The 26,365-nt window shown below is 36.2% G+C and carries 20 protein-coding genes; 2 read left to right on the top strand and 18 right to left on the bottom strand.

Going from position 1 to position 26,365, the window contains the following annotated elements:
* Window positions 1-268: 268 nt before the first annotated feature.
* The 9 genes from ABYT26_RS09260 to ABYT26_RS09220 form a co-directional block, all read right to left on the bottom strand.
* A complete protein-coding gene (locus ABYT26_RS09260; protein WP_372753143.1) occupies window positions 269-847 on the bottom strand; it encodes a hypothetical protein in 579 nt (192 codons plus the stop codon).
* Window positions 848-1,048: 201 nt separating this feature from the next.
* The gene (locus ABYT26_RS09255; protein ID WP_372753141.1) at window positions 1,049-1,789 is read right to left on the bottom strand and encodes a hypothetical protein; all 741 of its coding nucleotides are present in this window, start codon (window positions 1,787-1,789) and stop codon (window positions 1,049-1,051) included.
* A gap of 185 nt (window positions 1,790-1,974) precedes the next feature.
* Window positions 1,975-2,352 (bottom strand): helix-turn-helix domain-containing protein, encoded by a 378-nt coding sequence (locus tag ABYT26_RS09250; protein ID WP_372753139.1) that lies wholly within the window; start codon window positions 2,350-2,352, stop codon window positions 1,975-1,977.
* A gap of 312 nt (window positions 2,353-2,664) precedes the next feature.
* Complete coding sequence (locus ABYT26_RS09245) at window positions 2,665-3,699, bottom strand: RteC domain-containing protein (RefSeq protein ID WP_372753137.1); 1,035 nt, start codon at window positions 3,697-3,699, stop codon at window positions 2,665-2,667.
* Window positions 3,671-3,988, bottom strand: a complete 318-nt coding sequence (locus ABYT26_RS09240) for a helix-turn-helix transcriptional regulator (protein ID WP_372753135.1) — start codon at window positions 3,986-3,988, stop codon at window positions 3,671-3,673. The genes ABYT26_RS09245 and ABYT26_RS09240 overlap by 29 nt, the downstream gene beginning before the upstream one ends.
* Window positions 3,989-4,181: 193 nt before the next feature.
* The gene (locus tag ABYT26_RS09235; RefSeq protein ID WP_372753133.1) at window positions 4,182-4,718 is read right to left on the bottom strand and encodes an HD domain-containing protein; all 537 of its coding nucleotides are present in this window, start codon (window positions 4,716-4,718) and stop codon (window positions 4,182-4,184) included.
* Between the two features lie 584 nt (window positions 4,719-5,302).
* Window positions 5,303-7,207, bottom strand: coding sequence for a pyruvate carboxylase subunit B (locus ABYT26_RS09230; protein ID WP_372753131.1), 1,905 nt, complete (start codon window positions 7,205-7,207; stop codon window positions 5,303-5,305).
* A 59-nt stretch (window positions 7,208-7,266) separates the two neighbouring features.
* On the bottom strand, window positions 7,267-7,455 hold the full coding sequence (locus tag ABYT26_RS09225; protein ID WP_372753129.1) for a hypothetical protein: 189 nt from the start codon (window positions 7,453-7,455) through the stop codon (window positions 7,267-7,269).
* 42 nt (window positions 7,456-7,497) lie between these two features.
* Window positions 7,498-9,054: an acyl-CoA carboxylase subunit beta gene (locus ABYT26_RS09220; protein ID WP_372753127.1), complete on the bottom strand. Its 1,557-nt coding sequence runs from the start codon at window positions 9,052-9,054 to the stop codon at window positions 7,498-7,500.
* A 1,287-nt stretch (window positions 9,055-10,341) separates the two neighbouring features.
* Between ABYT26_RS09220 and ABYT26_RS09215 the strand changes: the two genes are divergently transcribed.
* Complete coding sequence (locus ABYT26_RS09215) at window positions 10,342-10,956, top strand: ankyrin repeat domain-containing protein (protein WP_372753125.1); 615 nt, start codon at window positions 10,342-10,344, stop codon at window positions 10,954-10,956.
* 118 nt (window positions 10,957-11,074) lie between these two features.
* Here ABYT26_RS09215 and ABYT26_RS09210 read toward each other — a convergent pair whose 3' ends face one another.
* The 7 genes from ABYT26_RS09210 to ABYT26_RS09180 form a co-directional block, all read right to left on the bottom strand.
* On the bottom strand, window positions 11,075-13,813 hold the full coding sequence (locus tag ABYT26_RS09210) for a PAS domain S-box protein (protein ID WP_372753123.1): 2,739 nt from the start codon (window positions 13,811-13,813) through the stop codon (window positions 11,075-11,077).
* 563 nt (window positions 13,814-14,376) lie between these two features.
* Window positions 14,377-15,243 (bottom strand): glycine betaine ABC transporter substrate-binding protein, encoded by an 867-nt coding sequence (locus tag ABYT26_RS09205; RefSeq protein WP_372753121.1) that lies wholly within the window; start codon window positions 15,241-15,243, stop codon window positions 14,377-14,379.
* A 20-nt stretch (window positions 15,244-15,263) separates the two neighbouring features.
* The gene (locus ABYT26_RS09200) at window positions 15,264-16,142 is read right to left on the bottom strand and encodes an ABC transporter permease (RefSeq protein ID WP_372753119.1); all 879 of its coding nucleotides are present in this window, start codon (window positions 16,140-16,142) and stop codon (window positions 15,264-15,266) included.
* A complete protein-coding gene (locus tag ABYT26_RS09195; protein WP_372753117.1) occupies window positions 16,129-17,379 on the bottom strand; it encodes a glycine betaine/L-proline ABC transporter ATP-binding protein in 1,251 nt (416 codons plus the stop codon). The genes ABYT26_RS09200 and ABYT26_RS09195 overlap by 14 nt, the downstream gene beginning before the upstream one ends.
* 11 nt (window positions 17,380-17,390) lie before the next feature.
* Complete coding sequence (locus ABYT26_RS09190; RefSeq protein ID WP_372753115.1) at window positions 17,391-18,536, bottom strand: hypothetical protein; 1,146 nt, start codon at window positions 18,534-18,536, stop codon at window positions 17,391-17,393.
* A gap of 1,154 nt (window positions 18,537-19,690) precedes the next feature.
* Window positions 19,691-20,209 carry a MarR family winged helix-turn-helix transcriptional regulator gene (locus ABYT26_RS09185; protein WP_372753113.1) on the bottom strand — a complete coding sequence of 173 codons (519 nt, stop codon included), beginning with the start codon at window positions 20,207-20,209 and terminating at the stop codon, window positions 19,691-19,693.
* A gap of 310 nt (window positions 20,210-20,519) precedes the next feature.
* Window positions 20,520-21,035, bottom strand: coding sequence for a hypothetical protein (locus ABYT26_RS09180; RefSeq protein WP_372753111.1), 516 nt, complete (start codon window positions 21,033-21,035; stop codon window positions 20,520-20,522).
* Window positions 21,036-21,345: 310 nt separating this feature from the next.
* Between ABYT26_RS09180 and ABYT26_RS09175 the strand changes: the two genes are divergently transcribed.
* The gene (locus ABYT26_RS09175; RefSeq protein ID WP_372753109.1) at window positions 21,346-21,807 is read left to right on the top strand and encodes a PaaI family thioesterase; all 462 of its coding nucleotides are present in this window, start codon (window positions 21,346-21,348) and stop codon (window positions 21,805-21,807) included.
* Window positions 21,808-21,857: 50 nt separating this feature from the next.
* Here ABYT26_RS09175 and ABYT26_RS09170 read toward each other — a convergent pair whose 3' ends face one another.
* Window positions 21,858-23,147 carry a TolC family protein gene (locus ABYT26_RS09170; protein WP_372753107.1) on the bottom strand — a complete coding sequence of 430 codons (1,290 nt, stop codon included), beginning with the start codon at window positions 23,145-23,147 and terminating at the stop codon, window positions 21,858-21,860.
* Between the two features lie 49 nt (window positions 23,148-23,196).
* Window positions 23,197-26,361 (bottom strand): efflux RND transporter permease subunit, encoded by a 3,165-nt coding sequence (locus ABYT26_RS09165; protein ID WP_372753105.1) that lies wholly within the window; start codon window positions 26,359-26,361, stop codon window positions 23,197-23,199.
* Between the last annotated feature and the right edge of the window lie 4 nt (window positions 26,362-26,365).

Genomic DNA, 26,365 nt, shown 5'->3' with positions numbered 1-26,365 from the left:
TTTCTTCCTGGAGGAGATCGAAATCGGATAATTCGAGTCGGGTGCTTCTCTCCTCCTCTGCTGTGAGCTCTTCAAATTTTAGCTTGTAGAGATGGATGGCGCGGATGAGGCGAATCTTGCTTTGAAGATGGCGAAGGGTGAAAAGGGTATTCATGTGTGGGGATTTGAGATTTTCTATATGAAATAGGAGATTGGAGCCGTAGCGTGCTACGGCTGTACGAAATGATGCCGAAAATTTATTGCGTGCTACGGCTGTGCGAAAAATGCATTAGAATTCTTGATTGAGGGTGGAAAGGATGAGCTGCAGGGATGTTTTGCTTTTGTAGGTATCGTAGAGCAAGGTGGTGATGCGAATGTATTCTGCAGCGAGGATATCGGGATATGGTGTTTCGTAAATAATTTTCACCAAGGCATGATGAAATCCTTCCTGCTTGTTCTTCCTGCTTTGATTCAGGATAGATTGATACAAGGGAGGCAGATTTTCGATGAGGCTGCTATTGGACTTGTACATGATATCAGCAATGCTATTGGCATAAACCAGAAAAGTACTGAGAGCCGGTGATATTTTTCTAAAATCTTCCTTTTGGGTGTAGGTGGCAATCAACTTCCCTGGGGTATCGAGCACGAAATATCGGGGATGGTTGGCAATGGTTTCAATGAATGTGATCCAATTGATCTTTCTGTCGAGTTCAGCCTTTATCTGCAATAGATCTTTAAGATCGAGTTGAGCCTGATCCATAATCTGAATGAGCTGGTGAGAGAGTAAGACTTCGTTTTCCAAATAGAATCCGATAAGAATTTTAATTTGGGTTTGGAGGTTTTTGAGGTAGGATTTTAGAGTTTGCATGGTGTAGATAATTAAGAATTAATAATGAGCTTTCAGGAATCAACGAACAGCTTTCAGCTCAAGTAAAAAGGTTAAAGGTTAAAGGACAATCCCGATACTCGGGACCAGACGAGCTAGAGGGTAAAGGATAAATATTTTAGCCTTCGGCTAATGATCCTTTCGGGAATTCCGGCTTGCGCCGTCTTCCCTTAGGATCCCTTCTTATAACGGGTCCACTTTTTCCGTTGGGTGGATGTGCTTTTTCAAGCCGGGTTTTGTGCGCAAATGAATGTAGCTCGTTATGGCATTGGAAAGCTGAATCTTGACCTGATTGTTGTGAATGACCAGTTGCCAGGCTTCCTCATCGCCATAAATGCGACAAAATCCGATTTCCTCTACGGGAATGAAAAGTGGTTTGTATCGATGCTTCATCTTGATGAATCCGGCATCCCATGCTTTTTGTCGGTATCGAACGATGGTCGATTTTCCCAACCTGAGTACATTGGCCAAATATTCAGCAGGCATATCGCGGAAGCTACAATTCGTAGTGGAACGCCCTTTTTTTCGTTCCGATTGTTTGGCTATCCTATGCTTGTAGTGTAAATAATAAGTGACCACTGCGGCATAAATGAATGGACGGAAATTCTGGAAATCTATGGTGCTGAAAATCGCGCCAGTAGCAGAGCGGAATTGGAGCTTTTTGGAAAGCACCAAATAACTGACTATCCGGATGGATCCTCTTTTGGCATTCTTGGTAATCCACCTATTTTTTAGCAACCAGTGGAGGTTGCGATCGATGGTTCGGCTGTCTTTAATGGCCAGATCTTTCTTTACTTTTTCTTTGATTTGCTTTGTCCATGGCAAATATCCCGAGCACTGGCTTTTGAGGTACAAATAGAGTCGTACCTGACTGACCTTCCGTTTGGAAAGGGCAAAAACCAATAGTTCTATGGGGATGTTCATGCTGCGCATAGCTTGCAAGGTTAAAGGAGAAAGGTTAAAGGTTAATCCCGATACTCGGGACCAGACGAGCTGGAGATGGTAAAGTGGCAAGTTTCAAGAATAAAGGTTAAAGGAGAAAGTGTAAAGGTTAAAGGTTAAAGGAAAAAAACGAAACTGGTGCGACTTTTACTCCTTAACCCTACGTTTTAGCGATTGATGGCGGCCTGGTAGTTTTTCTCGAGGGCTTCCTGGATGTCGCTGAGTTTGTAGAGGGTTTTGCCTCCGAATTGAATGTAGGAGATGCTGGCCTCATCGCGGTGTTTTTGCAAGGTGCGCTTGCAGACTTTCAGGAGATCGCAGACCTCATCGGTATCGAGGTAGGTGTCTCCTAATGGGTTTCTCTCGTTCAGAGAAATTTTTCTGAGTTGCTCCTCTATGGTTTTGGTTTTCTCCAAAAGTGTGAGGAACATTTTTAGTAATTCCTTTTCGTTTTGCATGTTGTAAAATTTTATACAATACCGATTGTTAATTTCTAAATACCTTCGTCTGCTTTGCGCAAAGGCCAGCAAATTATATATCGGCATTACAACTCAATAATGTTTAACTAAAATGATACAACAAGTTTAGAAAAGTAAAATTTAACGATTATGCAGCTTGCATATAGAAAATTTTTTGTGCCTTCTGGCGGAATTCTCCGAAACAACCATATACAAAGAGATACAGAAGATTAAAAAATTTACCCAAAAAGTATATTTGCTTTCTTAATGCTTGAATTGCTTCGATGAGGATGCAAGTTGCATACAGCTTGCAGGTAAATTGATGCAAGTTTATATGTAAGGATAAAGCTCGTTTTATAATCAGAATTATCCTACTTATTTTTTGCGTTCAAATAAGAATCAAAATCCTTTCTTGTTTTTCAGGCTTTTCATTTTATCGCGCAAGCGATCGAGAAAAGCGGTTGGATTGTTCCGGCTCATCAATTTTGTAATTCGGCTTTCAAAGTCTGGAATTTCCTGTATGCCTAAAAATTTTGAAAATTTCAGAATCAAATCCTTTCTTGAAACTGCTTTTCCATTGCTATCTCCAATGATCTTTGTCTGATCAAAAGACATCATGAGTTCCAGAAAATCGTTTTTGCTGCCCATCCAGAAAAGAGATGGTTTTTTGTTTTTCTGTTTTTTTTGTTGATTCACGATTGACTCTTTACAAGCTTCAATTCTGGTTTCGAACCAGATATTGATTGAAGAGTTGTACAAGTCAATTCCCTTATCGACAAATTCAATGGCTAACTTCTTTCGCTGGGTAATTAAGAACTTTATTTTTTTTCGATCAGAAGACATCCGCCCCAGTTCTGCCCGCAATTGACTTAAACTAGACACAAACTCAGCCATTTCGTGCATAATTGTAATTTTATCTGGCCCCATTAAACTCAGTTGGGCTTCTTGCCTGAAAGAAGAAACTAAATCAATGGATCTTTCGATAATGGATTTTTGGTATTGATGATATTGCTTCTTTTGAACGATATCACTCTGCTTAAAACAAATGCATGAACTTTTGGCAATCTCGTTGGATTCCCCTTTTCCATTAGCAGACATGTATTCAAATTCGATGTAGGAACCGATTAAATCTTTAAGCAATTCGAAGGCACTCAAAAGCATCCCGAGATAAAAATCAAAATCTTGCCTGGTTGATAAATTGGCAAGATTATCGTGTACTTCGGCGATAAATTCGATATGTAGGTTTGTGAGGTGACGCTTAAATTCCTGAACGCAAGTATGAGTTTTACATTGTAAATTGATATCGTCGCCCCGTTTTTTTAATACAAAAGAAGCTCTGGAAAGTTCCTGGGGCGTGGGGTCGGAAGTTCGAATCTTCTCGCCCCGACTAGCAAAATAAAGGCTTTCAGAAATGAAAGCCTTTTTCTTTTTCAACTGGTTGCAACATGGTTGCAACACTTTTCGCATCATAATACACTCCTAAACAAAAAGCTGCTACGAAAATCGCAGCAGCTTGAAGTATCGTATTTTTATTTAAAGATACTAGACCTAGTTCCTGACCAAACAAGTTTAAAACCTGATTGACTTTATCCATTCTCAGTGTAGATTTACCCTGTTCTAAATCACGAATAAATCGAATACCAACACTCACCTTATCAGCCAGATTTTGTTGAGTCAGATTCAGTAATTTTCTTTTTTCTTTTATAAATATGGGTAGTGACACGATTGCAATATTTATGTACGCATAGCTTATCGGGTATAGTTTTAGTTAAATTAATTTTGAAACTTGTTAGAACTGAAAAGGACGCGGCCCCGCTTTTGTTTAATAATCTAATTTCAAATTTGCAAGATCAGATGTTTTACTACTTGTACAGAACATCAGCTACAAGGTCACGCAAGCGAGGATGAACACCTTATTACTTCACATATTTACCATAGTCTATGATTTTAGCTTCCAACCTCTTACTCAAATAGTCGTTCTTGTTTTTTAAGGTCTGATTTATAATTTCAGCTTCTTTTGAGTAACTTATTTTTTTCTCATTTGTCCAATAATATGGAGGTTCCTGTAAATTTGTTATTCTATCTGCGAGCTTTACAATTCCAACCTCTTTGGTCAACTTATTGATTCTTTTGAGGCTATCTTTCATCTGCTCTAATTTTGAAGGTAAATTCTCATTTTTAGTTAGAGCCAATACGCCAATTGCTACTTTTTCTCCAAATTTATCTTTTAATTCATCAAACTCAGTGTCAGTATCTTCAATCGTATCGTGTAATATTGCTAATTGAATTGCTAAATTAATATCAAAATCTTGCCTCTCTTTATACGCTATCAATACCTCCATCGCAACATTGGATATATGAAGCAAATAATTTGAGTTTGTTCCTGGCATTATTTGATTTTTATGTTTCTCTCCAGCAAACTCAATAGCTTCTTGGTATTTGTCTTGTATCATAATTATTCTGAATTTTTAGTGATTCATCCTCAATTGGATTATAAATAAATTTATCTAAAATGGAACGGCATCTTTCAATTGGCTACAACTGCTTTGTAAGCGCTATGCTGTTTGTTTCGTTAATGACCCCTGAGAATTTGTGTTTAATCTTCTAGGTTAAAAATCCCGACACCTGCAAATATACAAGAGCCTGATTAGAAATCCATAACTCCTTACCCGCAGATTATAAATTTACGGGAGCAAGGTTAATCTGTTATTTATGTTTTCATTAATTCAATATCAGCAATCTTCTGCACTTTATATACTAAATAGCAGTTTTGCGATGGTGATGATGGATATTTTTTATCCAAATACAGACTATTAATATTACAGACCTTTGCAACAAAATAAATATTGTTCTTCAAAATCATAATCAGTCATTCAGCTACGATAAAAAATGGCCACGAAGTTCGCAGCAGTTTAAAACATGTGTTCATTCAAGAGTTGAGGTCACCCTAAGTATGGTTTCAATTAAGAAATCAGAATAAAAAAAAACACCCTCTGAAAAAAATCAGAGGGTGTTAAATCAATAGTTTAAATAATCATTAGGCTTTTGGTTCAATTACCAATAGCAAATCGCCTTTAGCAACAGAATCACCAGAATCACATTTAATTTCTTTGACAGTACCTTCAGCTTTAGCATCAAGATTATTCATCATCTTCATAGCTTCCAATACTACTAATGTATCTCCTACTTTAACTTCGTCACCAACTTTTACTTTGCACTCTACAATCATACCTGGGATTGGAGCAACAACGCTACCAGACTCCATTTCGTCTTTTGAAGCGTCCTTTTTCTTACGTCCTTTAAATTGAGGAGTAGCCGGTCCGTTAGGATCGTTAATCTCTACTGTGAAAGTTTCGCCATCAACAGTAACTTCTAATTCACGACCAGTACCTTTTCCTTTAGAAGTAAGTTCTCCAGAAAGAGCTTTTCTTACCAACTCGTTCTCTTTCTCAACTTCTGCCATGGTTTTAGCCTTAACATCAGCTGGAACTTCTTCCAAACCATATTTCCATTTTAGGAAACGTTTTCCTGTTACAGGATAAAGAGCGCATAAAACTTCATCATCGATATCTTTGGCAAGATCCCCAAATTCAGTTTTAACAGCTTCCATTTCTGGCTCAAGAATAGATCCTGGACGAACTGTAATAGGTTCTTCACCACGAGGATAATCTTTAAGAGCTTTCTTTTGAACTTCAGGGTTGATTGGATGAGTTGTTTTACCATACAATCCGTAACAAAGGTCTTTTACCTCTTTTGTAATTTGTGCATATTCTCCTTCGTAAGAATCGAATAGTACATTATTTACTGTTTGTACACCAACAATTTGAGATGTAGGAGTTACCAAAGGAATATTACCTAGATCTTTACGAACTTTAGGAAGTAAACGATATACTTCTGGTAACTTATCCAATGCGTCCATAGCTTTCAACTGATTTACCAAGTTAGAAAGCATTCCACCTGGAGTTTGGTGTAATAATACATTGATATCAGTAGTCGCATACTTAGGATTATTGTCTAAGTGCTTGTATTTAGGAATGTATTTCTCCATTTCAGCAGCAATGGCATTAATTTTATTAATATCCATTCCTGAGTCGCGGTTAGTACCCAATAAAGACATAATCATTGGCTCAACTGCTGGGTGAGAAGTACGGTAAGCGTAAGGTCCAATACAGGTATCAACAATATCTACACCAGCTTCGATTGCTTTAAAAATTGCAAGGTCGCCCATACCTGAAGTAAAGTGAGTATGCAAGTTAATTGGTGTATCAGTAAATTTCTTGATTTCGCGAACCAAATTGTAAATATCATAAGGAGCTATCAATCCGGCCATATCCTTGATACAAACAGAATCAACACCGAATTCGATAAGATCTTTTACTTTATTAAGGTAGTATTCCATATTGTATACTTCACCACCCAAACGAGGTTGGTTCAAAGTATAACATACAACACCTTGTAAGTGCTTTTTATTATCCTTAATAACCTTAGCTGCTGTTTCGAAATTTCTGAAATCATTCAATGCATCAAAACAACGGAAGATATCCATACCATTATCGATTGATCTTTGAACAAAAGATTGAACCACATCATCAGCATAGTTACGGTATCCTACCACATTCTGTCCACGAAGAAGCATAGAAAATGGAGTTTTTGGCATGTGTTTTTTCAACACTCTTAAACGCTCCCATGGATCTTCACCCAAGAAACGGTGCATCGTATCAAAAGTAGCGCCTCCCCATGTTTCTACAGAATGATATCCTGCGTCATCAATCATTTCTGCTACTGGCAACATATCTTCAGTACGACCGCGAGTTGCAAATAATGACTGGTGTCCATCACGTAAACTTACGTCGTTAATTTTAATTGGATTTTCAGCTTTTGGACGGTCGCTGCCATAATTCATTTGGGTCATTTGTAAAACCCCGTGCTTATCAAATATCATGATATTATTTTTTTATTTTTCTTGAATTAATACTTTTCCCAATAAAGGGGAAAATAGAATTATGCACTACGTAGACTTCGACCACGAAGTTGTACAATCTTACGTTTAGTCATCATCATTTTAATGCCTGTACGTGACCATGAATCATTAGTAGAATTTTTTCCTTTTAATGCTTCTGCTTTCTCTAACTCTATGTGGTGAGCAACTGCTATAAGAACTGCTTTTTTAATCTTTTCTTCTCGTGTCATAATTATTCGTATTAATAATTAATTTATTAAAAGTCTTTTTTTTTACAATGGAATATTTCCGTGCTTCTTAGCTGGTAAAACCTCTGCTTTTGTACGCATAGCTTTCATAGCATGAATCAATCTTGAACGAGTTTCGCTAGGAAGAATTACGTCGTCGATATGTCCACGTTGAGCTGCCAAATAAGGAACGTTAAATGCTTCTTCGTACTCCTTAATTTTCTCATCAGTTTTAGCTTGTCTATCATCAGCAGCAGCAATTTCTTTTTTGTAAGTAGAAATTACTTCCACAGCACCTTTAGCACCCATTACTGCAATTTCGGCAGTTGGCCATGCAAATACCATATCAGCTCCTAATGGCTTAGCACACATTGCTAAATAAGCTCCACCATAATCTTTTCTTGTTACCACTGTAAATTTAGGTACAGTTGCTTCAGCATAACTCCAAAGTAATTTTGCTCCGTGACGGATAATACCACCTAACTCTTGCTGAACTCCTGGAAGGTATCCTGGAACATCAACAAATGTGATCAATGGAATATTAAAGGCATCACAAGTACGAACAAAGCGAGAAATTTTATCAGAAGCATCAATATCTAAACAACCTGCCTGAATCATTGGTTGGTTTGCGATAATACCTACCGATTGGTTGTCTAATCGACCAAAACCAACAATTGCATTCTCAGCATAGTACTCATGTACTTCGTAAAACTCACCCTGATCAAGAACTGATTCGATAACACCCTTCATATCGTAAGGTGTTTTTGGATCATCTGGAATTATTGTATCCAATTCTTCACAAACACGCTCAGGATCGTCACCCATTGGCAACTGAGGAGTTTCCTCTAAGTTATTATTTGGTAGGTAGCTTAAAATATCACGAATCGATTCAATTGTTTCTTCATCTGAATCACATGCAAAATGTGCGTTACCACTTTTAGCATTGTGAGCCATAGCTCCACCAAGCTCTTCAAAAGTAGTTTCTTCACCTGTTACTGTTTTAATTACATAAGGAGATGTAATAAACATGTGACTCTGCTTTTTAACCATGTATACAAAGTCAGTCATTGCTGGAGAGTAAACTGCTCCACCGGCACAAGGACCCAAAATAGCAGAAATCTGTGGAATTACTCCAGAAGCTCTTGAGTTACGCATAAAAACGTCACCATAACCTTTTAAAGCATCAACACCTTCTTCAACACGAGCTCCACCCGAATCGTTAAGTCCAACAACAGGAGCACCAGCACTTACAGCCAAATCCATTATTTTACAGATTTTTGCAGCATGCATTTCACCTAAAGATCCTCCTCGAGAGGTAAAATCCTGAGAGTAAGCAAATACTGGGCGACCATTAACTAAACCATGGCCAATAATTACACCGTCCGCAGCAATTTCAGTTGTTTCGAAACCAAAATTCACACAACGATGTTTCACAAACATATCCAATTCTTTAAAACTTCCTTCATCAAAAAGCAAGTCTATTCTCTCGCGAGCAGAAAGCTTACCCTTTTCATGTTGCTTGGCAACACGAGCATCTCCGCCCATCTTTTTAACTTCTTCTCTTTTTTTCTTTAAGAGATCTAATTTTTCAGATACCTTCATTTTATATTTTTTTTCTAGTAATGTGCTAAGTAATTTCTATTTTACTTCAACTGCTATATCTATTGCTAAATTTTTTATTGCGATTTACATTTCGATTGTAGAACTATTTTTTTGTCTCAATTCATATAAATCTGATTGTTTCATCTTTAAATCCATTTAAAGAATTATTTCATTATATAATGGCGAATATATATACTTTCATTGTAGATATGAAACTGTTTAAAAACACCATATTACCTCCGTAATCGTTTGAACACCGATTCTCATCACTAAATACACCTACGCAAAATGCTGTATGTCAAAGAATTATCTGCTTAAAATATCAGATTTGTAAAATACATTAAATTTTGTACGAAATACTGTACAACATATAAGAAATGAGTGAAAACACCCATTGCAAAAAACCTTTCAATATCAATTTATACCCATTTAAAAAAGTGATTTTAACAGCACCTCGCCTCATCTCTACATTAAGTGCAACTATTTTATTACTAATTTAATGAAGAACTGATACAATTAAATTACTTCCTGAAACAATAAGAGATTAATGAAAAAGCCAGATAGGTAAGTAAAAAATCTAAATTGATGTCAAATCGTATTAATGAGTAAATTATAAGCCGTTTCGAATACAAGCCCCTTTAAACAACTAGTAATAACACAGATAAAGCTCATTCAATTTATTCAATTCAATTTTCTAATGCACAAACTATTATTGAAGAATTATTTCTATAATAAATAACAAATATACATACCTATTTCACGTTTGAAAGATCCTAAAACAAGCCATTATGAATTGGAAGTAGTAGAAGAAAACTATTGCTAATTGTTCTCCGAATCGAAGATTTTTCCAACGCAAAGAGCCTGATTAATACAAGCTATTCCAAATATAGAATCGAGTGGAATACTAGACTTCTTACCTACTAATTGTAAATATGCTTAGCGATTCGAACTTTCACAACCTAACAAAAACTTCTACAAAAAAGGTTGCAGTTCTGTAACCAAATACCTTTTCAAGCACTTTAGCCAGATGCTATTTACAATGCAAGTAATCCGTTGAACGCATGTACTTTCATTTCGAAAACACACATCCCTTTGTCATTATAGCTTCGTTCAAATTGTAGCCACATGGAACAGAAACGTGTTCTTTCCTCTAAATAACTTCTCAGAGGCTTTATTGAATCGTTTCAAAACAATAAACACATCTTTCAATTTACTTTTTAAAACTTTTACTATTTTATTCTCTTGTATTACCTTTAGCGTCCAATTAATCGAAACAGAAATACAATCATGAACAAACTACAATTATTTGCCGCCATTAGTATCATAGGATTCAGCACCTACAGTTGCAACACAAAACCTCCTAAATCGAACGATACAAATAACACCAACACAGAAAAAACAAGTGTTGATTCGGTTCAGAAAATTGATAATGATCTAATTATGCAAAGTGCTTTGAATGGTGAAATTGAAATTGTGAAAGATGCTTTGAATAAGGGATTTAATGTGAATTTTACCGACGTTAACAAGCGAACTCCTCTAATGCTAGCCGCTTATAATGGACATAACGAAATAGTTAAACTACTAATTACCAACAATGCAGATGTAAATTTAACTGACACTATTCATAGAACAGCATTAATGTTTGCATCTACAGGCCCCTTCGTACCAACAGTACTTACCTTATTACAATCGGGAGCCAAGCCGAATATGGTTGACAATGAAGAAAAATGGACTGCTGCAATGATGGCTTCCTCCGAAGGCCAGCTCGAAGTTCTTAAGGTTTTAGTTGAACACGGAGCAGATTTAAAAATGGTAGATATTGATGGAGAGTCATCGCTGGATTTTGCCAAATCAAATAAACATACAGCCGTATATGACTACATTACAACACAAATAAAATAGAAATCCTGTGAAAAGATACTTTCTTTTCAAGCTAATTGCCCGAAAAAACTTTCAGAAAGAGAATGAAAATATTGGACATAAACTTAGCCCTGAAAGGATGAAAATAAAATTTAGTGGGTTAGGCGTTTAGCCTGCCCCTATCTGATGCTATTCCGGAAAGTGTCATTTCCGATTGGCAAGGAATGGTAAAATAGAATTCTGAACCAACTCCTTCTGTGGACTGAACCCAAATTTCACCTCCCAAAATATTTACATAAGATTTTGCTATTGCAAGCCCAAGACCCGAGCCATCATAACTTCTTTTGATTGAATTTTCAACTTGTTCAAAACAATTAAACACAGAGTCTAATCGATGTTGAGGAATTCCTATGCCTGTGTCCTTTATGCAGAATTCGATAGATTGAGATTTTATTTGATGACTAACAAGTATTTTTCCAATATCAGTATACTTAATGGCATTTTTTATTAAATTGATTAAAACACCCTCAAACTTCACTTTGTCAATACATACTTCCGAACACACCTTTGGTATTTCATTTTCAAATTGAAGAATTAATCCTTTTTCTTGGACTTCGCATTGGAAGAAATTTATCACCTCCAAAACACTTTGATTTAGATTAAATTTCACTTTGTCAACACCAATAGCTCCTGCTTGAATTTTCGAAACCTCTACAATATCATTCACAGTATTCAGCATCCGTTCACCCGATTGGTGAATTATTTTTATATATTCCTCTCTATTCTCATTGTCTAAATCGAGTTCCAGAAGCAAATTAGTAAACCCTAGAATACCATTCATAGGCGTACGTATTTCGTGACTCATATTAGCCAGAAAGGCCGATTTTAACTTATCACTTTCCTCTGCAGCAGCTTTGGCCTCACTTAGGCTATTAAATAACCTAATCCTCTCAACAAATGAGCCTATATCACTAGCAATAATTTCAAGAGTTTCTAAATCATCTTTCGAATATGCTTTTTCATCTTTATAGTCCTGAACACACACAACACCAACTACCTCAGTACTTAAAGAATTAAACAATGGAACCCCTAACCAAACAAAAGAAGGTGCTCCAACTTCTTGAATTTTATTTTGCAGACTTATTTCCTCCTCAACTGCATTTGTAATTAATATACTTTTAGCTGTCTTCCTAACATAGTCTGTCAATGTATTCTCTAAAGGAACAGGAATACTTGGGTCATAATCTTCAAATTCATCGATATGAAGTGGAAAAACATATTTATTTGTTTTTTTATCGTATAAGGCTACATAAAAATTATCAACATTCATCATCTGCTTCAGCTCATTATGAACTTCCTCCAAATAACTTTCTACACTAAAATGTAGAAATGATTTTTTTGATAGGTTAAGTAATATTTGTTTTCTTTTCGCCTTTTTTTCCCTTTCTGTAATATCAACAAATGAACCAAATAATTTTACAGGCTTGCCTTCTGAATCTTTTAATACTGTAGCTGAATAAAGCAAATCAAAAAAAGTACCGTTTTTTCTTACCCCAGTAGCTTCCCCAACACAAAACCCCTTTTCTAGCAATTCTTCTACTGTTTTATATTTACTGTCACCAACCAAAAAATCCATCACTGATTTACCCAAAACTTCCTGATTTGAGTAGCCCCACAGCTCTAGCAATGCATTATTTGCAAACTCTAATCTTAAACTTAAATCAGAAATTCCAATTGCATTTAAAGAGGATTTTAAGGCCTGATCTTTCAATAATAACTCATCCTCATGTTTCTTCTTTTCTGTAATATTAATATCCACCCCTTGCAATCGAACCATTTGATTATTCTCAAAGTATGGCATGATTATTTTTCGCACCCACATCACCTGATCATCAGGAAATGGTACTCGAAACACAATTTCAATTTTCCGTTTGTCTTTTTCTAATTGCTCGTATGCCTTATTGAGAATAAACCGATCATCAGGATGCACCCTACTCATAAAATAGTCAAAAGAAAGAATGGTTGCGTTAGGGTCTACTTGGTATAAATGATACATGTTTTTCGACCATTTGGTAACATCATTTAGAATGTCCCATTCCCAGCTTCCCATGCCTGCTAATCTCTCAGACTGATTTATTAGTGCTTCATTCTCTTTAATGATTTTTATTGCACTTTCCCTCTCTGTAACATCTACAATAACGGCATTACGTGCCTGTATTCCTTTGTATTCAATTGGATATGAAAAAGACTTTACCAATCTGGTTTTTCCAGTTTTTTTTGTTCCTTCCCAAATTTGTCTATCCCCATAACTTAATTTGTTTTTATCAGCCAAATTCTTGAAGTTTACCTTATCCTTCTGCTGCAAAAATATTGCAGCATCCATACCCAACAACTCTTTCTTATGGTAACCACTCAAGAGGATTGCTGCTTTGTTCACCTCAAGTATCTCATTTGTTTCTACCGAATATATCCCCATTGCCTCAGGAATATTCATAAACAATTCCTTAAAATTTGATTCTTCTGTTCTTAATGAAAACTCATTTTCTTTTTTTTGAGTGATATCAACTATAGTAACCAATATTGAATGTCCGGAATCAAGTTTTTCATCTAAGACATGAGCAACAAACAAGTCTGCCCAAATTACTTTTCCTGATTTATGTATGTAACGTTTTTCAAGTCGATATTCATTAATTTCTCCTTTCACTAACCGATCAAACAACTTAACACTCTTCCTAAAATCCTCTGCATAGGTAAGGTCAGCCAACTCCAATCCCATTAATTCCTTTTCTGAATATCCTGTAAAAAATGACAAGGCAGAATTAACATATAAAGTTTCTTTATTTTTGCCAATCTGAGCATAACATATTGGGGAATGTTCTAATAGTTTTTTAGAAATCATTAATATACTTTAGACGGTTAATAATTAGTGATAATCATAACATTAACAAATAGATCATTTTAAACTAAAAAATAAACTTTCATTTTACACTTAATAATTTTTACATCAATGGTTTATTACAAACAACGCAGTTGATTTTTAATATTACCACACGAAACAATATCAACAAGTAATATTACCAAAATTATTTCATTAAACCATAAAAATTTAAAGTGTAAGGTTTAACATTCCTTCTTACTTTTATTTCTATTTAATTTATGATAATTATTTTCATAGCCTAGCCATTCTTAGTAAAGCAGCCTCTAACAATTCATAATTGAAAGACAAATATTATACTGATCATCAAGCCTATCTTCCAATAACGAAAAAAGATATCAGTTTAGAATTATCTTTCTCCTCCATTATTGTCCTGAAATAAAGGACTCTAACAATCTTATTCCCTTTTAATTTATGACTCCTGCATAAATATTGCCAACCATTTATTTTGCGCAAAAAAAAGGGAACAACTAGGAATAGTTAATTCCTAGTTGTTCCCTTTTCTTATGAGTATCTAATGTAGAAATCTATTTCTTAGGCATCCAACTCTTCACCAATACCTTATTTTGTTCGTACCATTCTTTGGCCGCCACTTCAGGACTATCTGACTTATTGATCGCTGCCATAAGGCTGTACAACTGATCTTCGGCCAAATTGAAATTTCCAAAGAATGTTGCCAATTCAGGAAAATCTTTGGCAAAACCTTTACGTGCCAAAATCTCACAAGCATCTTCGGGGAATATCCCTTTGGGATCATCAAGATATTTAATATCATATTGTGCCCACATAAAATGAGGTTTCCAACCTGTAACAGCAACCCATTCGTTACGTTGTATACCTTTTTTTAAGCTTGCCAACATGGCTGGACCCGAAGAGGTAATTTGTTTAAAATCCAAATCGTAAGCCTCAATAGCTTTCTCGGTGTTTCCGTGTATTCCAGCTCCACTACCAATTCCAATAATTTTACCTTCAAACTTATCCTTGTTTGCAGTTAAGTCTTCTATGGAATTAATATCTACATAAGAAGGCACTACAATACCCGTTGTACCGCCAGTAAATATTTCTCCAATTTTGTCAATTTTCGAACCAAACTTATCCCAGTATTCTTTATGTGTATTTGGTAACCAAGCATCTAAAAATAAATCTGCATCACCTTTAGCTAATGAAGCATAAATTGGTCCTGGTTCGATTGGTTTCACCACCGCAGCATATCCCATATCATCAAGGGCAGCTTTTGCTAAATGAGTAAATGCAATGCCTTCAGCCCAATTAGGATACAGAATTAACACCTCTTTTTTACCACTCTTTTTTTTAGGATTACATCCCTGAACCATTAGTAAGCTAAGCAAAATAATGGGAAGCAATTTGATTGCTTTCTTAAAATTTTTCATCATTTTAGATTTTTCAAGTTAATTTATTTTTTCTCTTTGTTTTGAGTACCACCCAAAAACTGTGAGATACGATCCAGGATAATCGCTAGAATCACGATACCAAGCCCAGCTTCGAATCCCAAACCAATATCTGCTTTTAAAATACCAGTGTATACCTTTTCACCTAATCCGGCAGCTCCTACCATAGAAGCAATAACTACCATGGAAAGCGAAAGCATAATTACCTGATTAACTCCTGCTAATATTGAAGACTTAGCCAAGGGAATTTGCACTTTATAAAGAACCTGACGAGGAGTACTTCCGAAAGAATAGGCTGCCTCAACCACTTCTTTGGGAACATTTCGAATTCCTAAATTTGTTAAACGTACCCCTGGAGGCAAAGCAAACACAACAGTTGCAACAACCCCGGGCACATTTCCTACCGAAAAGAAAAGAATAGCAGGAATAAGGTACACAAAAGCAGGCATAGTTTGCATAAAGTCAAGTATGGGGCGAATGGTGCGCTGTGCCCGATTGCTCCTAGCTGACCATATCCCCAAAGGAATTCCAATCAATAGTGCAATAAATGTTGATATTATTACCAATGACAAAGTCTGCATGGTTTCTTCCCAGAAATGCATTCCCCACAACAGTAAAAGTCCGAAAATCGTAAAGACAAACATTCCACCGGCCTCTTTCCAACCTTCTTTTTTTAGCAAACTTCCCTTACTTGTACCCAGATAATAAGCCAAGGCAGCAATCAAAAATATAACAACAAAAGGATGTGGTGCCAATAAAATATTCTGAAATCCTTCCACTAAAGATTCAACTCCATTCGTAATGGCATCAAAAACGGGCGCTCCTTTTATAGACAACCATTCGATTCCACTTTCGACATATTTTCCTATGTTAATTTTCTCCATCGTAAGTACCTCCTTTTTCTTTTATTTGAATTACTTCCTCTCGTTCCTTACCAATTACCTCGGCAATTACAGAAGAGTGCACCACAATTCCCTGCAGTTCTTTGTCACTGCTAACCACGGTTAAAGGCAAAGTATGATCGATAAACAGAGGCAAAAGGTCAGCAGCTAAAGTATCCGCATCAACCAAGGGAACCTCATCAATCAGAATTGTTTCCAAGCTACGCACATTTTGTTTTTTTAACTCAGCAACTTCAAGTGCTTTTACCCAACCAAGAAAAACATTACTTTTATCCACTACTGGCAAACGATCTACTCCTCTTTCCCGCATGCGACGCAAAGCCAAAGCAGGTCCATCTTTTTCAAGTATCAATTTACCAACATCCTTTCCTGTAAACATGATAGATCCAGCAGTTACAATGGTACTCCTATCTACATTCTCTACAAAAGCTTTTACATAGTCGTCGGCTGGCTCCACAAGAATATCCTCTGGTGTTCCCACCTGAACAATTTCTCCATCCTTCATGATAGCAATGCGATCTCCTAACTTTAGGGCTTCATCCAGATCATGAGTAATAAATACGATGGTTTTCTTGAGCTTCTTCTGCAAATCCAATAACTCATCCTGCATATTGCTTCGGATGAGTGGATCCAACGCACTAAAAGCTTCATCCATAAGTAAAACTTCAGGATCGGTAGCTAAGGCTCGGGCAAGGCCCACTCGCTGCTGCATACCTCCACTCAACTCAGAGGTCATCTTGTACTCATAGCCTTGCAAACCAACAGTAGCAAGGGTTTGTAAGGCAATTTTTTCTCTTTCTTCCTTCTCAATTCCGTGAATTTCTAATCCGAAAGCAGTATTGGAAACCACAGTGCGGTGTGGCAGTAAACCAAAATTTTGAAATACCATAGCCATCTCCTTCCTTCGCAATTCCATCAAAAGCTTTTTATCCATACTTACCACATCTTTTCCATTCACTTTAATTTCTCCAGATGTAGACTTGTTCAATCGATTCAGGCAGCGAATTAAACTAGACTTTCCACTACCAGAAAGTCCCATCACCACAAAAATCTCTCCTTCTTTAATATCAAAGTTTGCATTTTTTACAGCTATGGTGCAGTTGGTTTTCTTTAAAATCTCTTGCTTACTAACCCCTTTCTTCACTAAACGCAAGGCTTCTTTCTTGCGAGAACCAAAAATAAGGTACAAATCCTTAACAGCTATCTTTGTTTTATTCATTGTATGTTTTTTTAGAAATAATAGCCTATGTTTACATTGAATCGATTTTCCCAATCGGCATCAGGACTTCCTTCTGCCAAACCATCAGTCCATGCTCCCAGCCAAGCATTGTTTTTCCCAAATGCCCAATCAACATATGTGTAAATACTTCCAGCAGTAATCAAGAAACCAGGAATCAAATGTTGCGAACTTTTGAAACCAGCTTTTCTCTTGTCGATAATTGAATAATCAACATAAGCTTGAACGTTGCTAATCGGTCCAAATTCCACATCCATGGAATAGGCTAAGCCGGCAACATAAACATCCGCTTTGGCGGCCACATTATAATCGTACGAATAAGCTCCCATTTGAACTTTATCCAAGGTATTTCCCAGGTTGTCTTTCGCCCCATAATCGTAACGAATATACTCTCCTTTAAAATTGAACTTGCCGAAATTTGCTACAACATGTCCGGCAAAAGCAGTTGAGCTTTCAGCTTCCTCTAAAACGGTATTGTAATTTTGACCAACCTGACCCGAAACACCTAGCTCAACATTTTTTGTAAGTTGGTAAGCAGCCCTAATATTGAACTGATTAAGCTCTTTAATTGAGGCATCATCAGAAGAAGTAATATCGTAGGAGTAACGAGCCGAGAAATTCGGGCTTCCTTGGGGTTCAGCCTGACGAAAGTACGCTACATCCAGAATTAGATTTTTAATTCCCTTGTACTCAAAAGTTATTCCAGCATCATAATCATCCTCAAGTCCAATGTAGTATGGCATCTGGAACCACCAGCAGTGTGAAGCATACTTGCCAATTCCGAAAGGAACCTGAGTAACACCTAATTTCATATATAGATTCTCGTTAAAAGCATAGCCAAGGTAGCCATGATGCAAAAAATGCGTATCATCACCAGGGTAGAATCTGTATTCAAAACTCAAATCAACTCCCGAAGTACGAGCATCTACATTCAAACGCCAGGTATCCCAGGCAAATTGAGGATCTGTTTTATCATCCGTCCAACTTTTATCATAAATATTGTAACGCAAAGCACCACCAAATTTAACGTAATCCTCTTTTATTTCCTGAGCAACACTAACAACGGTTCCTAAGGTCATAAAAACTACTAAAAGGAATATTCTTGAAGGAATATTCTTACACAATTTTCTGAAATTCATAAATTAAATAGTTTAGTTATTCCGGAAGTCCATTAGATTCTAAAAATAATCCACTCCTACACACATCCTTTTGTTCACCTAACCAATTCTTTACCAACTAAAAAACAACCAATAAGGATATCATTGGTAGCTCTTATAAATTTGATCTTATAGAATCAAACTTTCCCTTTCAAACAAAGAATTTACATAAACAAAAACACCCGGTTTAGGACTATCCGGAAAAACGCAAATAAATTAACGGCTACTAAGTGTCTCTGAAGGTAAAGGTTGTGCATTTTTAATTTCGAGGTGCTTTCTTACATGCGTAGCAAACTTTTAATTTGCTTCAAACATTGCATCACAACCCTACTCATAGTATTCAAACAGAAAATACATCACGTATTTTTTCTTACAATAATCTGCTTTTAAAGATGTATAAACACTCATGGATTAAAAACACCCTATATGTAAAGTATTTTCAATTCGTATAATAACATGGAGGTCGAGTAATTTTCCAACTTTCTGTGCTATAGGTTTTCATCGTGGTTTCTATTTCTCAAAAAAACAAAACTTGCATTATAAGAAATATGCCGCAATAAATACAAAGCCTAAAAAATCAGACAACCATTATAGGTATAATCTGAAAGAAATTGATGGTTTCAGCCTAAGGGAGGTCATTTTAAAAGTACGACATGCATAATTTGTTTCTGTGCGACAAATATAGAGGTAATTTTAAGAAATCCAAAACTGCTTTATTGCATTCCCACGGCGCAAACATTACAACTACCTGTGGATCTTGACCTAACAAGCCCATTTATATTTCAGATCTATCTAATTGATAAATCGCAGCCCATTTATTGAAAGCCCGGAATACATTTGTTTCTAGAGAAACTTTTTCAGATTACGAAATAAAACATTTCAGAATCTTATGCTTGAATATCAAGAAAAGATCTACCTATAACAATTAGAATATTTTAGTTGATCAGTTTAAGAGCTGAGATAAAGTGGTTCCGCCAATCCTGCAAGCGTATAACAAACCATCTACACCACTTGCCGATTAGCTCAATAAGCCATAAAAGAGAATGATATTTTAGTAATTCCAGTTTACTTTCCGGATAAAAACCAAACTGGGTACTTTTCATGAAGTTTCTCAGAAGGAGATATTAATACGACTATCAATCAAAGGAAGATTCATGAGGTGATTGTGGTTCAATCAATTCCTCTTTAATTACATCTTCGGCAGTGAGCAGTGGAGAAGCATCGAGGCCTTCAATTTCTAGCATTTCAACCAAAAGATCTAATGATTCACCAATAATCTTCAATTTCTCGACAGGTATTCTCTTTAGTTTAATCGCTAATCTTTGTTGAAGAAGATCTGGAGTTGCCCTAAGTACATCATCACCAATTGAAGTAAGTGTAATTGTGGTTACTCTTCTATCTCCAGACTTCGGCAGTCGGGCAAGTAACCCTTTCTTTTCCAATCGGCCAATAATTCCTGTAACCGTACTTGAATTTAGATTCAAATGATCCCTGATACTTTTTTGCGTAGCCTGATAATTTGGAGAGTTCTTTAAATACTCCAAACACAACACTTGTGGAATACTTACACCATAGTTTTTCTGTATTTTCTTAGATTCCAAATTGATGGACCTAACAATCCTTCGAATCTTAATAATAATGTTTTTATAATCCATATCCCCGCATTAAAGTCATCCTTAATCGAACAAGGCAAAATTAAAAAAATGTATTCATTTGTCGTACTTACTCTAAATAATAAATACAATCTCAACGTAGAGTTTTCTTTCTTGAAATTCCTAGGGAAGTATCACTTGATTAGCCACAAATATAGTTTTGATACAACACATATTTAAAATAGCATTAATTCCAATAGAAAAAAAAGACCTGATAAAACGAAAACTCCTCATTTTATCAAGTCCTTTGCAATACGTTTATCTAACAACATTCTACTCTAAGGGTCAAAATGTAGATTTTGAAAAGAAAGGCTTAGATCCGTTTCATCATTCCTTCTATTTCTCTGATTTGTGCGGTTAATAATTTTTGTTTGTCTAGCTTCTTACTTTCCTGCAAATAATAGGTAGCCAGTTTTTTATTTCTCTGCGACAAGGCAATTCCTGAAAGATTCAACTTAGCAACAGCCTGATCGTTTTTTAAACGAAGACCAATCTTTAAGGCTTTCTTGAAGTTTTTTTCCGCCTTAGAGTTACTATGACTTTGTACTTCAATTAGTGCCGAAAGGTAGTAAAAATAGGCTTCCTGACTTTTAATCATCAATTCTGGATGCTTTACTCGGGCCAATACCTTAGCAGCTTTCTCTAGCTTATTTTTTCTCACAAAATAAAATGCAAGTAAATTCATTTCGTTCTTGAAATGCACTAACACAAACAGTCCTGAAAGAAGAAGCACTAAAATGCCAAGTGATACTAAACCTTTTACAAAAAGAAGGATAGATCCTAAAAACAGAATTCCAGCGATTACAAGTCGTAGGTACTTTTTCACCATAATAGATTTTTTAAAATTTAATGCTACAAAACAAAGCATTTTTTAATACAAAGCCTCATGATCTTAAAATGTTTTTCCAATTTAATCAACTCTAGCTTATTCCTTTTGCTTTTAATACTATCATTCAGACCTAAGTTTCATGTACTTATTTTTTGTCACTGTGGAAATTTATTATTCTATAAGTACTACATTCCTACTTATTCCATTTTATCTGCACTCATTAAATACTAAGCCTATTCCTTTCTAAATGAAAAATCAATTCCTATCTTTTATCACCTACTGTATAATGCCGTAAATAAAAATAAATAACATGAAAGCAATTCAAGATTACTATCCCGACCATTTTTCTCATTGTTATGGATGTGGAAAATTAAATGAACATGGCCATCAGATTAAGACCTATTGGGATGGCGATAACACCATAACTCGCTTTGTTCCGAAAGAATATCATACAGCAATTCCTGGCTTTGTATACGGAGGTTTGCTAGCTTCACTTATTGATTGTCATGGAACAGGATCGGCGGCTTTAGCATTGGCAAAAAATCAGGGAATTGAACTTTCAAATCAAAATGCGCCTCGATGTGTGACTGCCTCGCTACAAGTAAAATATCTAAAACCAACGCCTATAGATAGCGAAATTGTAATTCGTGGAAAAATTAAAGAAATCAGTGATCGAAAAGCCATCGTTTCTTCTGAATTGTATGCCAACGATGTACTTTGCGTAAGTGGTGAGGTAATTTCTGTTTTGGTTCCCGATAATTTTGGCTCCTAAAAAAAGCCACCAGAAAATCCGATGGCTTGTTCTATTATTTATTGAGAATCTTACTCTGTTAAAATTCCACCCGTCATTCGCACTAAAGCTGTCCTCGATTCTATTAGGTTAAAAATAGCATTTACTCGTGCAAGAGCTACATTCTGATAAGTTATCTGAATATCCCGGTAATTGAAGGAATTAATACTTCCCGATTCGTATTTATCCTTGGAAATTTTCAGATTAAGTTCTGCGGCAACTAAATTCTCTTGAGCAAGAAGATACAGTTCTCTTCTGACCTCATACAATTCGAATTGTTGCGCTAACAAATTGGTCAAACTATGCTTCATATCTTCCGTTTCTACTTTGCCGATTTCCTCCTGTATCTTCGCAATTTGCATGGCTCTTCGGTTCGAATTGCCATTAAAAATCATAAAACTTAAACTTACATTAGCGTAAAAGTCATGAGAATTACTGTTCGTAGCTGAAAGACCATCGTATTTTAAGCGAGTTGAATAATGTTGCACTCCTGCCCCCAAAGAGATTTGAGGATAATAATTACTCCGAGCCAAATCCACATCTCTTTTCAACAACACCTCTTGTATGTATCTATTTTTAAGCGTGTTGTTTTCCGAAAGCATCTTATCAAGCAGCTCATCCATCTGAAACTTTTCATCTACCGGTATAAATTCATCGGCGAAAGCATAGGTATTACTCTCTTTAACTCCCAATAAAAAATTCAGATCGCGAACCGAATTATTAAAATCTACTTTCTCAATCAAAAATGAAGATCTATCTTGTAACCAAGCGTTTTGTGCTTGCAAAACATCAAAGGTAACCGAACTCCCCAACTCCTTTCCTACTTTTACTTTCTCGTACCTATCTGAAGATAAACTCATGATTTTTTCAGCTACCTGGAGCCGTTCTTTTTCCAACAAAACCTTATAATAGGCTAGAATTATCAGTTCAATTTTATTTTCGATAGCGATCACTGTATTTCCCTTAGACAATTGAGCTAAATCGTCGTATTTATCTTTTCGAATCTGCACCGCAAAACCATCAAACAATGTCCAACTTACATCAAGCGATGGAATAATATACCGAAGCGAATAATCTGCATCTTCATTGTAATCCTTCGTATTTTGATTGGATAAATTAAACTCAATACTTGGGTAGCGACCTGCATTTCCCCACGAACTATTCAATTCCGAAACCTCTTCCGATTTGCGAACTATTTTTAATTGATAATTGTTTTCCAATCCAATTTCAATGGCTTTGGAAAGACTCAATTTCTCCTGAGCATGAACAAACAACTGTCCACTCAAGATAAAAATAATGAGTAATGATACTTTTTTGATCATTTTTTCTTCTTTATATTGTTTCCCAGATAACAATCTGACCATTTATATCTTAATCTAAACTTACATTCGATTCCTTCACCTTAGGCTCCACATCTCTTGCTGGGATTTTTTTCCCTTCCCAAAAACTTTGACTGATTCTTTTGATATCATTTAAAATTAAAATCAAAACAGGGAAAAAGAGTAGAATAAACAAGGTTCCAACCAAAACACCATAAGCCAAAGCAATGGCCATAGGAATAAGAAACTGAGCTTGAAAAGAGTTTTCTAGAATTAAAGGATACAAACCAACCGATGTAGTAATTGTAGTTAAAACAATCGCTCTAAACCTGGCTTTTCCTGCCGCTTTTACCGCAGGTTCAGGGTCCATTCCTTCCTCTACGAATAAATTATACTTCGATAAAAATACCACCGCGTCGTTAATAATAACTCCCGAAAGCGCAACCATTCCCCACACACTAAGCATTGAAACAGGGAAACCTTCGACTCCATGTCCCCAGGCAGATCCCAGCCAGCCCAAAGGAATCATTAACAACACAATAATCCCCTGTGTAAAGCTTCTAAAATGAATCATCACAATAAAAATAATCAGCATAAAGGCGATGCTAAAATAAATTTTAAGCTCCCCAATATCTTCCGATGACCGTTTCTGCTGTCCTTGGTATTCGGAACGAACACTTGGATATTTAGCTTCCAAATCAGGTAAAATGGTACTTTCAATGTACTCCAAAATAGGGGGCACTGGTTCATTAGGGTCAATCAATTCTGCATCTACCCGAATTTCACGCGCACCATTGTAACGCTGTATGCTCACAGGACCTCGTAAAATTTCAAAATCGATTAGTTCCGACAAGGGAAATTCACCATTTGGGGTACGAATTCTCATGTTTTCCAATTGCCCAATAAAAACCCGGTCGCTTCGGGGATATCGAACCCAAACCTTAATTTCATCTTTTCCCTCCTGTAATCGTTGAGCCTGGCCACCAAAAAATCCTTGCCTTATTTGAGAAGTAACTGAACTTAAATCCATGCCTAAATAATAGGCTTTGGCTTTTAGCTTTATTCTTAGCTCTCTACTTCCCAAAGGATTATTGTCATTTATATTGTACAAAGAGGCCATCTTTCGCAATTCATCCTGAAAATAATCATTGGCCTGATTCAATTGATCCAAATCGTTACCCAACAAACTTATAGAAACTGGAGCTCCCCAACGATTGTTGGCTCCAATGGTAAATTTTTCAAGATTACTAACATCTCCCAATTTTTGCTTCACCCGATCGGTGATTTGGAAACTAGAAACTGGTGCGCCCTCCATATCACGTAAAGTAACCGACAAATTACCAGCATGCGGCCCCACTTCCTGTCCACCAAAAGCATTGCCCGAAGAAAGACTTGTGTATTTTATGAAATTTGCTGTATCCTTAAATTCTTCCTTTAACTCATCGTTTACCTCCCAAACCGCATTTTCGAATTGCTTTAAGCGGTCAATGGTAATTTCATTATTACTCCCTGGCTTATATGCTATGTTTATTGAAAAAGTATCGAAAGCCACATTGGGGAAAAATGTGCTTTGTATGAATCCACCACTAAACAAACCAGCCGTAATTAGAATTAATCCTACCGGAACAAATACAATAAACCAACGCCAACGAACGGCACGATCTAAAGTCCCGGAATAAACCCGATCTCGAACAAAAATGATCCCTTTTTCAATTTTTTCCCGAATTTGATTAAAAAAATTATCCTTACGATCTCGTCTTAAAACCTTTTCATTACCAACATGACTAGGTAGCACAAAAAGGCTTTCGAAAAGAGAAAGACTCAAACAGGCCACTACTACAAAAGCCATTTCGTATAAAAACTCCATATTCCCGGTGATCAGCAATAATGGTGAAAAAGCAACCATAGTAGTAGTTACCGAAGTAAGAACTGCAGGAACAACTTCCATTGTACCATCGATAGCCGCACGGCGGGGACTTTTGCCTTTCTCGAAATGAGAGTAAATATTTTCGCCAATTACAATTCCATCATCTACCAAAATCCCGATAATCAATATCATTCCAAAAAGAGAAATCATATTAATGGTAACCCCCATAAGATTAGCAATGATAAACATCCCCAAAAAGGATGCAGGTATTCCCCACGCCACCCAAAGAGCTAAACGAAAACTTAAGAAAAGAGCCAGCGCAATAACAACCAACAACAATCCATAACCTCCATTTTTATAGAGTAAACTTAGTCGCGATTGCAGTAGACTAATAAAATCGAAACCTATTTCCAAACGAACATCATCATGCTCAGCATTAAATTCTTTAGCATATTGATTGCAATAGTCTGATATTTCCTCCAAATCTTCTTCATTCAGCTTATTCACAAAAATTGAAATTGCTGGATTCCTATTGATGTAAGTAGAATTTGGAACATCCTGAAATTGAAAATGAATATTCGCCACATCGCTAATTCTTAAGTAACTACCATCAGGATTGGCTTTCAGAATAATTTCTCCAATTATATCGGGATCGACGGAACGATTTCGGCTTCGAATTAATATTTCCTCGACTTGATTTTTTATTGTTCCTCCCGAAATATCGATATTATTATTTGCTATGGCCGCTGATATTTCACTGAATGTGAGATTGTATCGTCGCAAATTTTCCTCCTCTACTTCTACCGACAACTCCAAACTAGGAAAACCTGAAAGAGTAATTTGCGACATCAGCTTGGATCGCATCAAATCATCATAGATGATATCGGCATATTTTTTCAGATGTATGAGATCAACATCGCCCGAAACTGAAAGTCGAACTGCAGGTGTTGTTGCTCTTTGCTTAGCTATAACAGCTTTTTCGGCCCCTGAAGGAAAAGAAGGAATTCCATCTACCGAATTCTTTACATCGGCCAGTGTCTCATCTAAATCATAATCGCCAGTTGTAGTAATTGTCAATTGCGAAAAGCCTTCGGACGAAACTGAATTCATTTCCTTTATTCCCACAATGCCTCGCACAGCATCCTCTATTCTAGAGGTTATTCCTTCCTCAACTTCCTTAGGAGATGCACCGGGAAACACCATGCTAACCGTAATTATTTTCGACTCGGTCTCGGGAAAAAATGATTTTTTCATGTAGGCCAGCGAAACACCTCCAGCTATAATCATTAGAGCTATAATCATTTTACCGTAAAACGGATATCTTACAAATTGGGATATTATCGTTCTCATGATT

The sequence above is a fragment of the Labilibaculum sp. genome, assembly GCF_041595635.1.
In the GTDB taxonomy this organism is placed as follows: domain Bacteria; phylum Bacteroidota; class Bacteroidia; order Bacteroidales; family Marinifilaceae; genus Labilibaculum.
Note: the sequence above shows the minus strand (reverse complement) of the source record. Positions and strands in the feature narration are given on the sequence as shown.

Excerpts from the sequence above, each read along its gene's own strand:
- ABYT26_RS09255 (WP_372753141.1), bottom strand. The coding sequence starts at position 1,789 with ATGAACATCCCCATAGAACTATTGGTTTTTGCCCTTTCCAAACGGAAG.
- ABYT26_RS09165 (WP_372753105.1), bottom strand. The coding sequence starts at position 26,361 with ATGAGAACGATAATATCCCAATTTGTAAGATATCCGTTTTACGGTAAA.
- ABYT26_RS09205 (WP_372753121.1), bottom strand. The coding sequence starts at position 15,243 with ATGATGAAAAATTTTAAGAAAGCAATCAAATTGCTTCCCATTATTTTG.
- ABYT26_RS09250 (WP_372753139.1), bottom strand. The coding sequence starts at position 2,352 with ATGCCGATATATAATTTGCTGGCCTTTGCGCAAAGCAGACGAAGGTAT.
- ABYT26_RS09195 (WP_372753117.1), bottom strand. The coding sequence starts at position 17,379 with ATGAATAAAACAAAGATAGCTGTTAAGGATTTGTACCTTATTTTTGGT.
- ABYT26_RS09230 (WP_372753131.1), bottom strand. The coding sequence starts at position 7,207 with ATGATATTTGATAAGCACGGGGTTTTACAAATGACCCAAATGAATTAT.
- ABYT26_RS09210 (WP_372753123.1), bottom strand. The coding sequence starts at position 13,813 with ATGATTTCTAAAAAACTATTAGAACATTCCCCAATATGTTATGCTCAG.
- ABYT26_RS09235 (WP_372753133.1), bottom strand. The coding sequence starts at position 4,718 with ATGATACAAGACAAATACCAAGAAGCTATTGAGTTTGCTGGAGAGAAA.
- ABYT26_RS09215 (WP_372753125.1), top strand. The coding sequence starts at position 10,342 with ATGAACAAACTACAATTATTTGCCGCCATTAGTATCATAGGATTCAGC.
- ABYT26_RS09175 (WP_372753109.1), top strand. The coding sequence starts at position 21,346 with ATGAAAGCAATTCAAGATTACTATCCCGACCATTTTTCTCATTGTTAT.
- ABYT26_RS09170 (WP_372753107.1), bottom strand. The coding sequence starts at position 23,147 with ATGATCAAAAAAGTATCATTACTCATTATTTTTATCTTGAGTGGACAG.
- ABYT26_RS09220 (WP_372753127.1), bottom strand. The coding sequence starts at position 9,054 with ATGAAGGTATCTGAAAAATTAGATCTCTTAAAGAAAAAAAGAGAAGAA.
- ABYT26_RS09180 (WP_372753111.1), bottom strand. The coding sequence starts at position 21,035 with ATGGTGAAAAAGTACCTACGACTTGTAATCGCTGGAATTCTGTTTTTA.
- ABYT26_RS09225 (WP_372753129.1), bottom strand. The coding sequence starts at position 7,455 with ATGACACGAGAAGAAAAGATTAAAAAAGCAGTTCTTATAGCAGTTGCT.
- ABYT26_RS09190 (WP_372753115.1), bottom strand. The coding sequence starts at position 18,536 with ATGAATTTCAGAAAATTGTGTAAGAATATTCCTTCAAGAATATTCCTT.
- ABYT26_RS09185 (WP_372753113.1), bottom strand. The coding sequence starts at position 20,209 with ATGGATTATAAAAACATTATTATTAAGATTCGAAGGATTGTTAGGTCC.
- ABYT26_RS09260 (WP_372753143.1), bottom strand. The coding sequence starts at position 847 with ATGCAAACTCTAAAATCCTACCTCAAAAACCTCCAAACCCAAATTAAA.
- ABYT26_RS09200 (WP_372753119.1), bottom strand. The coding sequence starts at position 16,142 with ATGGAGAAAATTAACATAGGAAAATATGTCGAAAGTGGAATCGAATGG.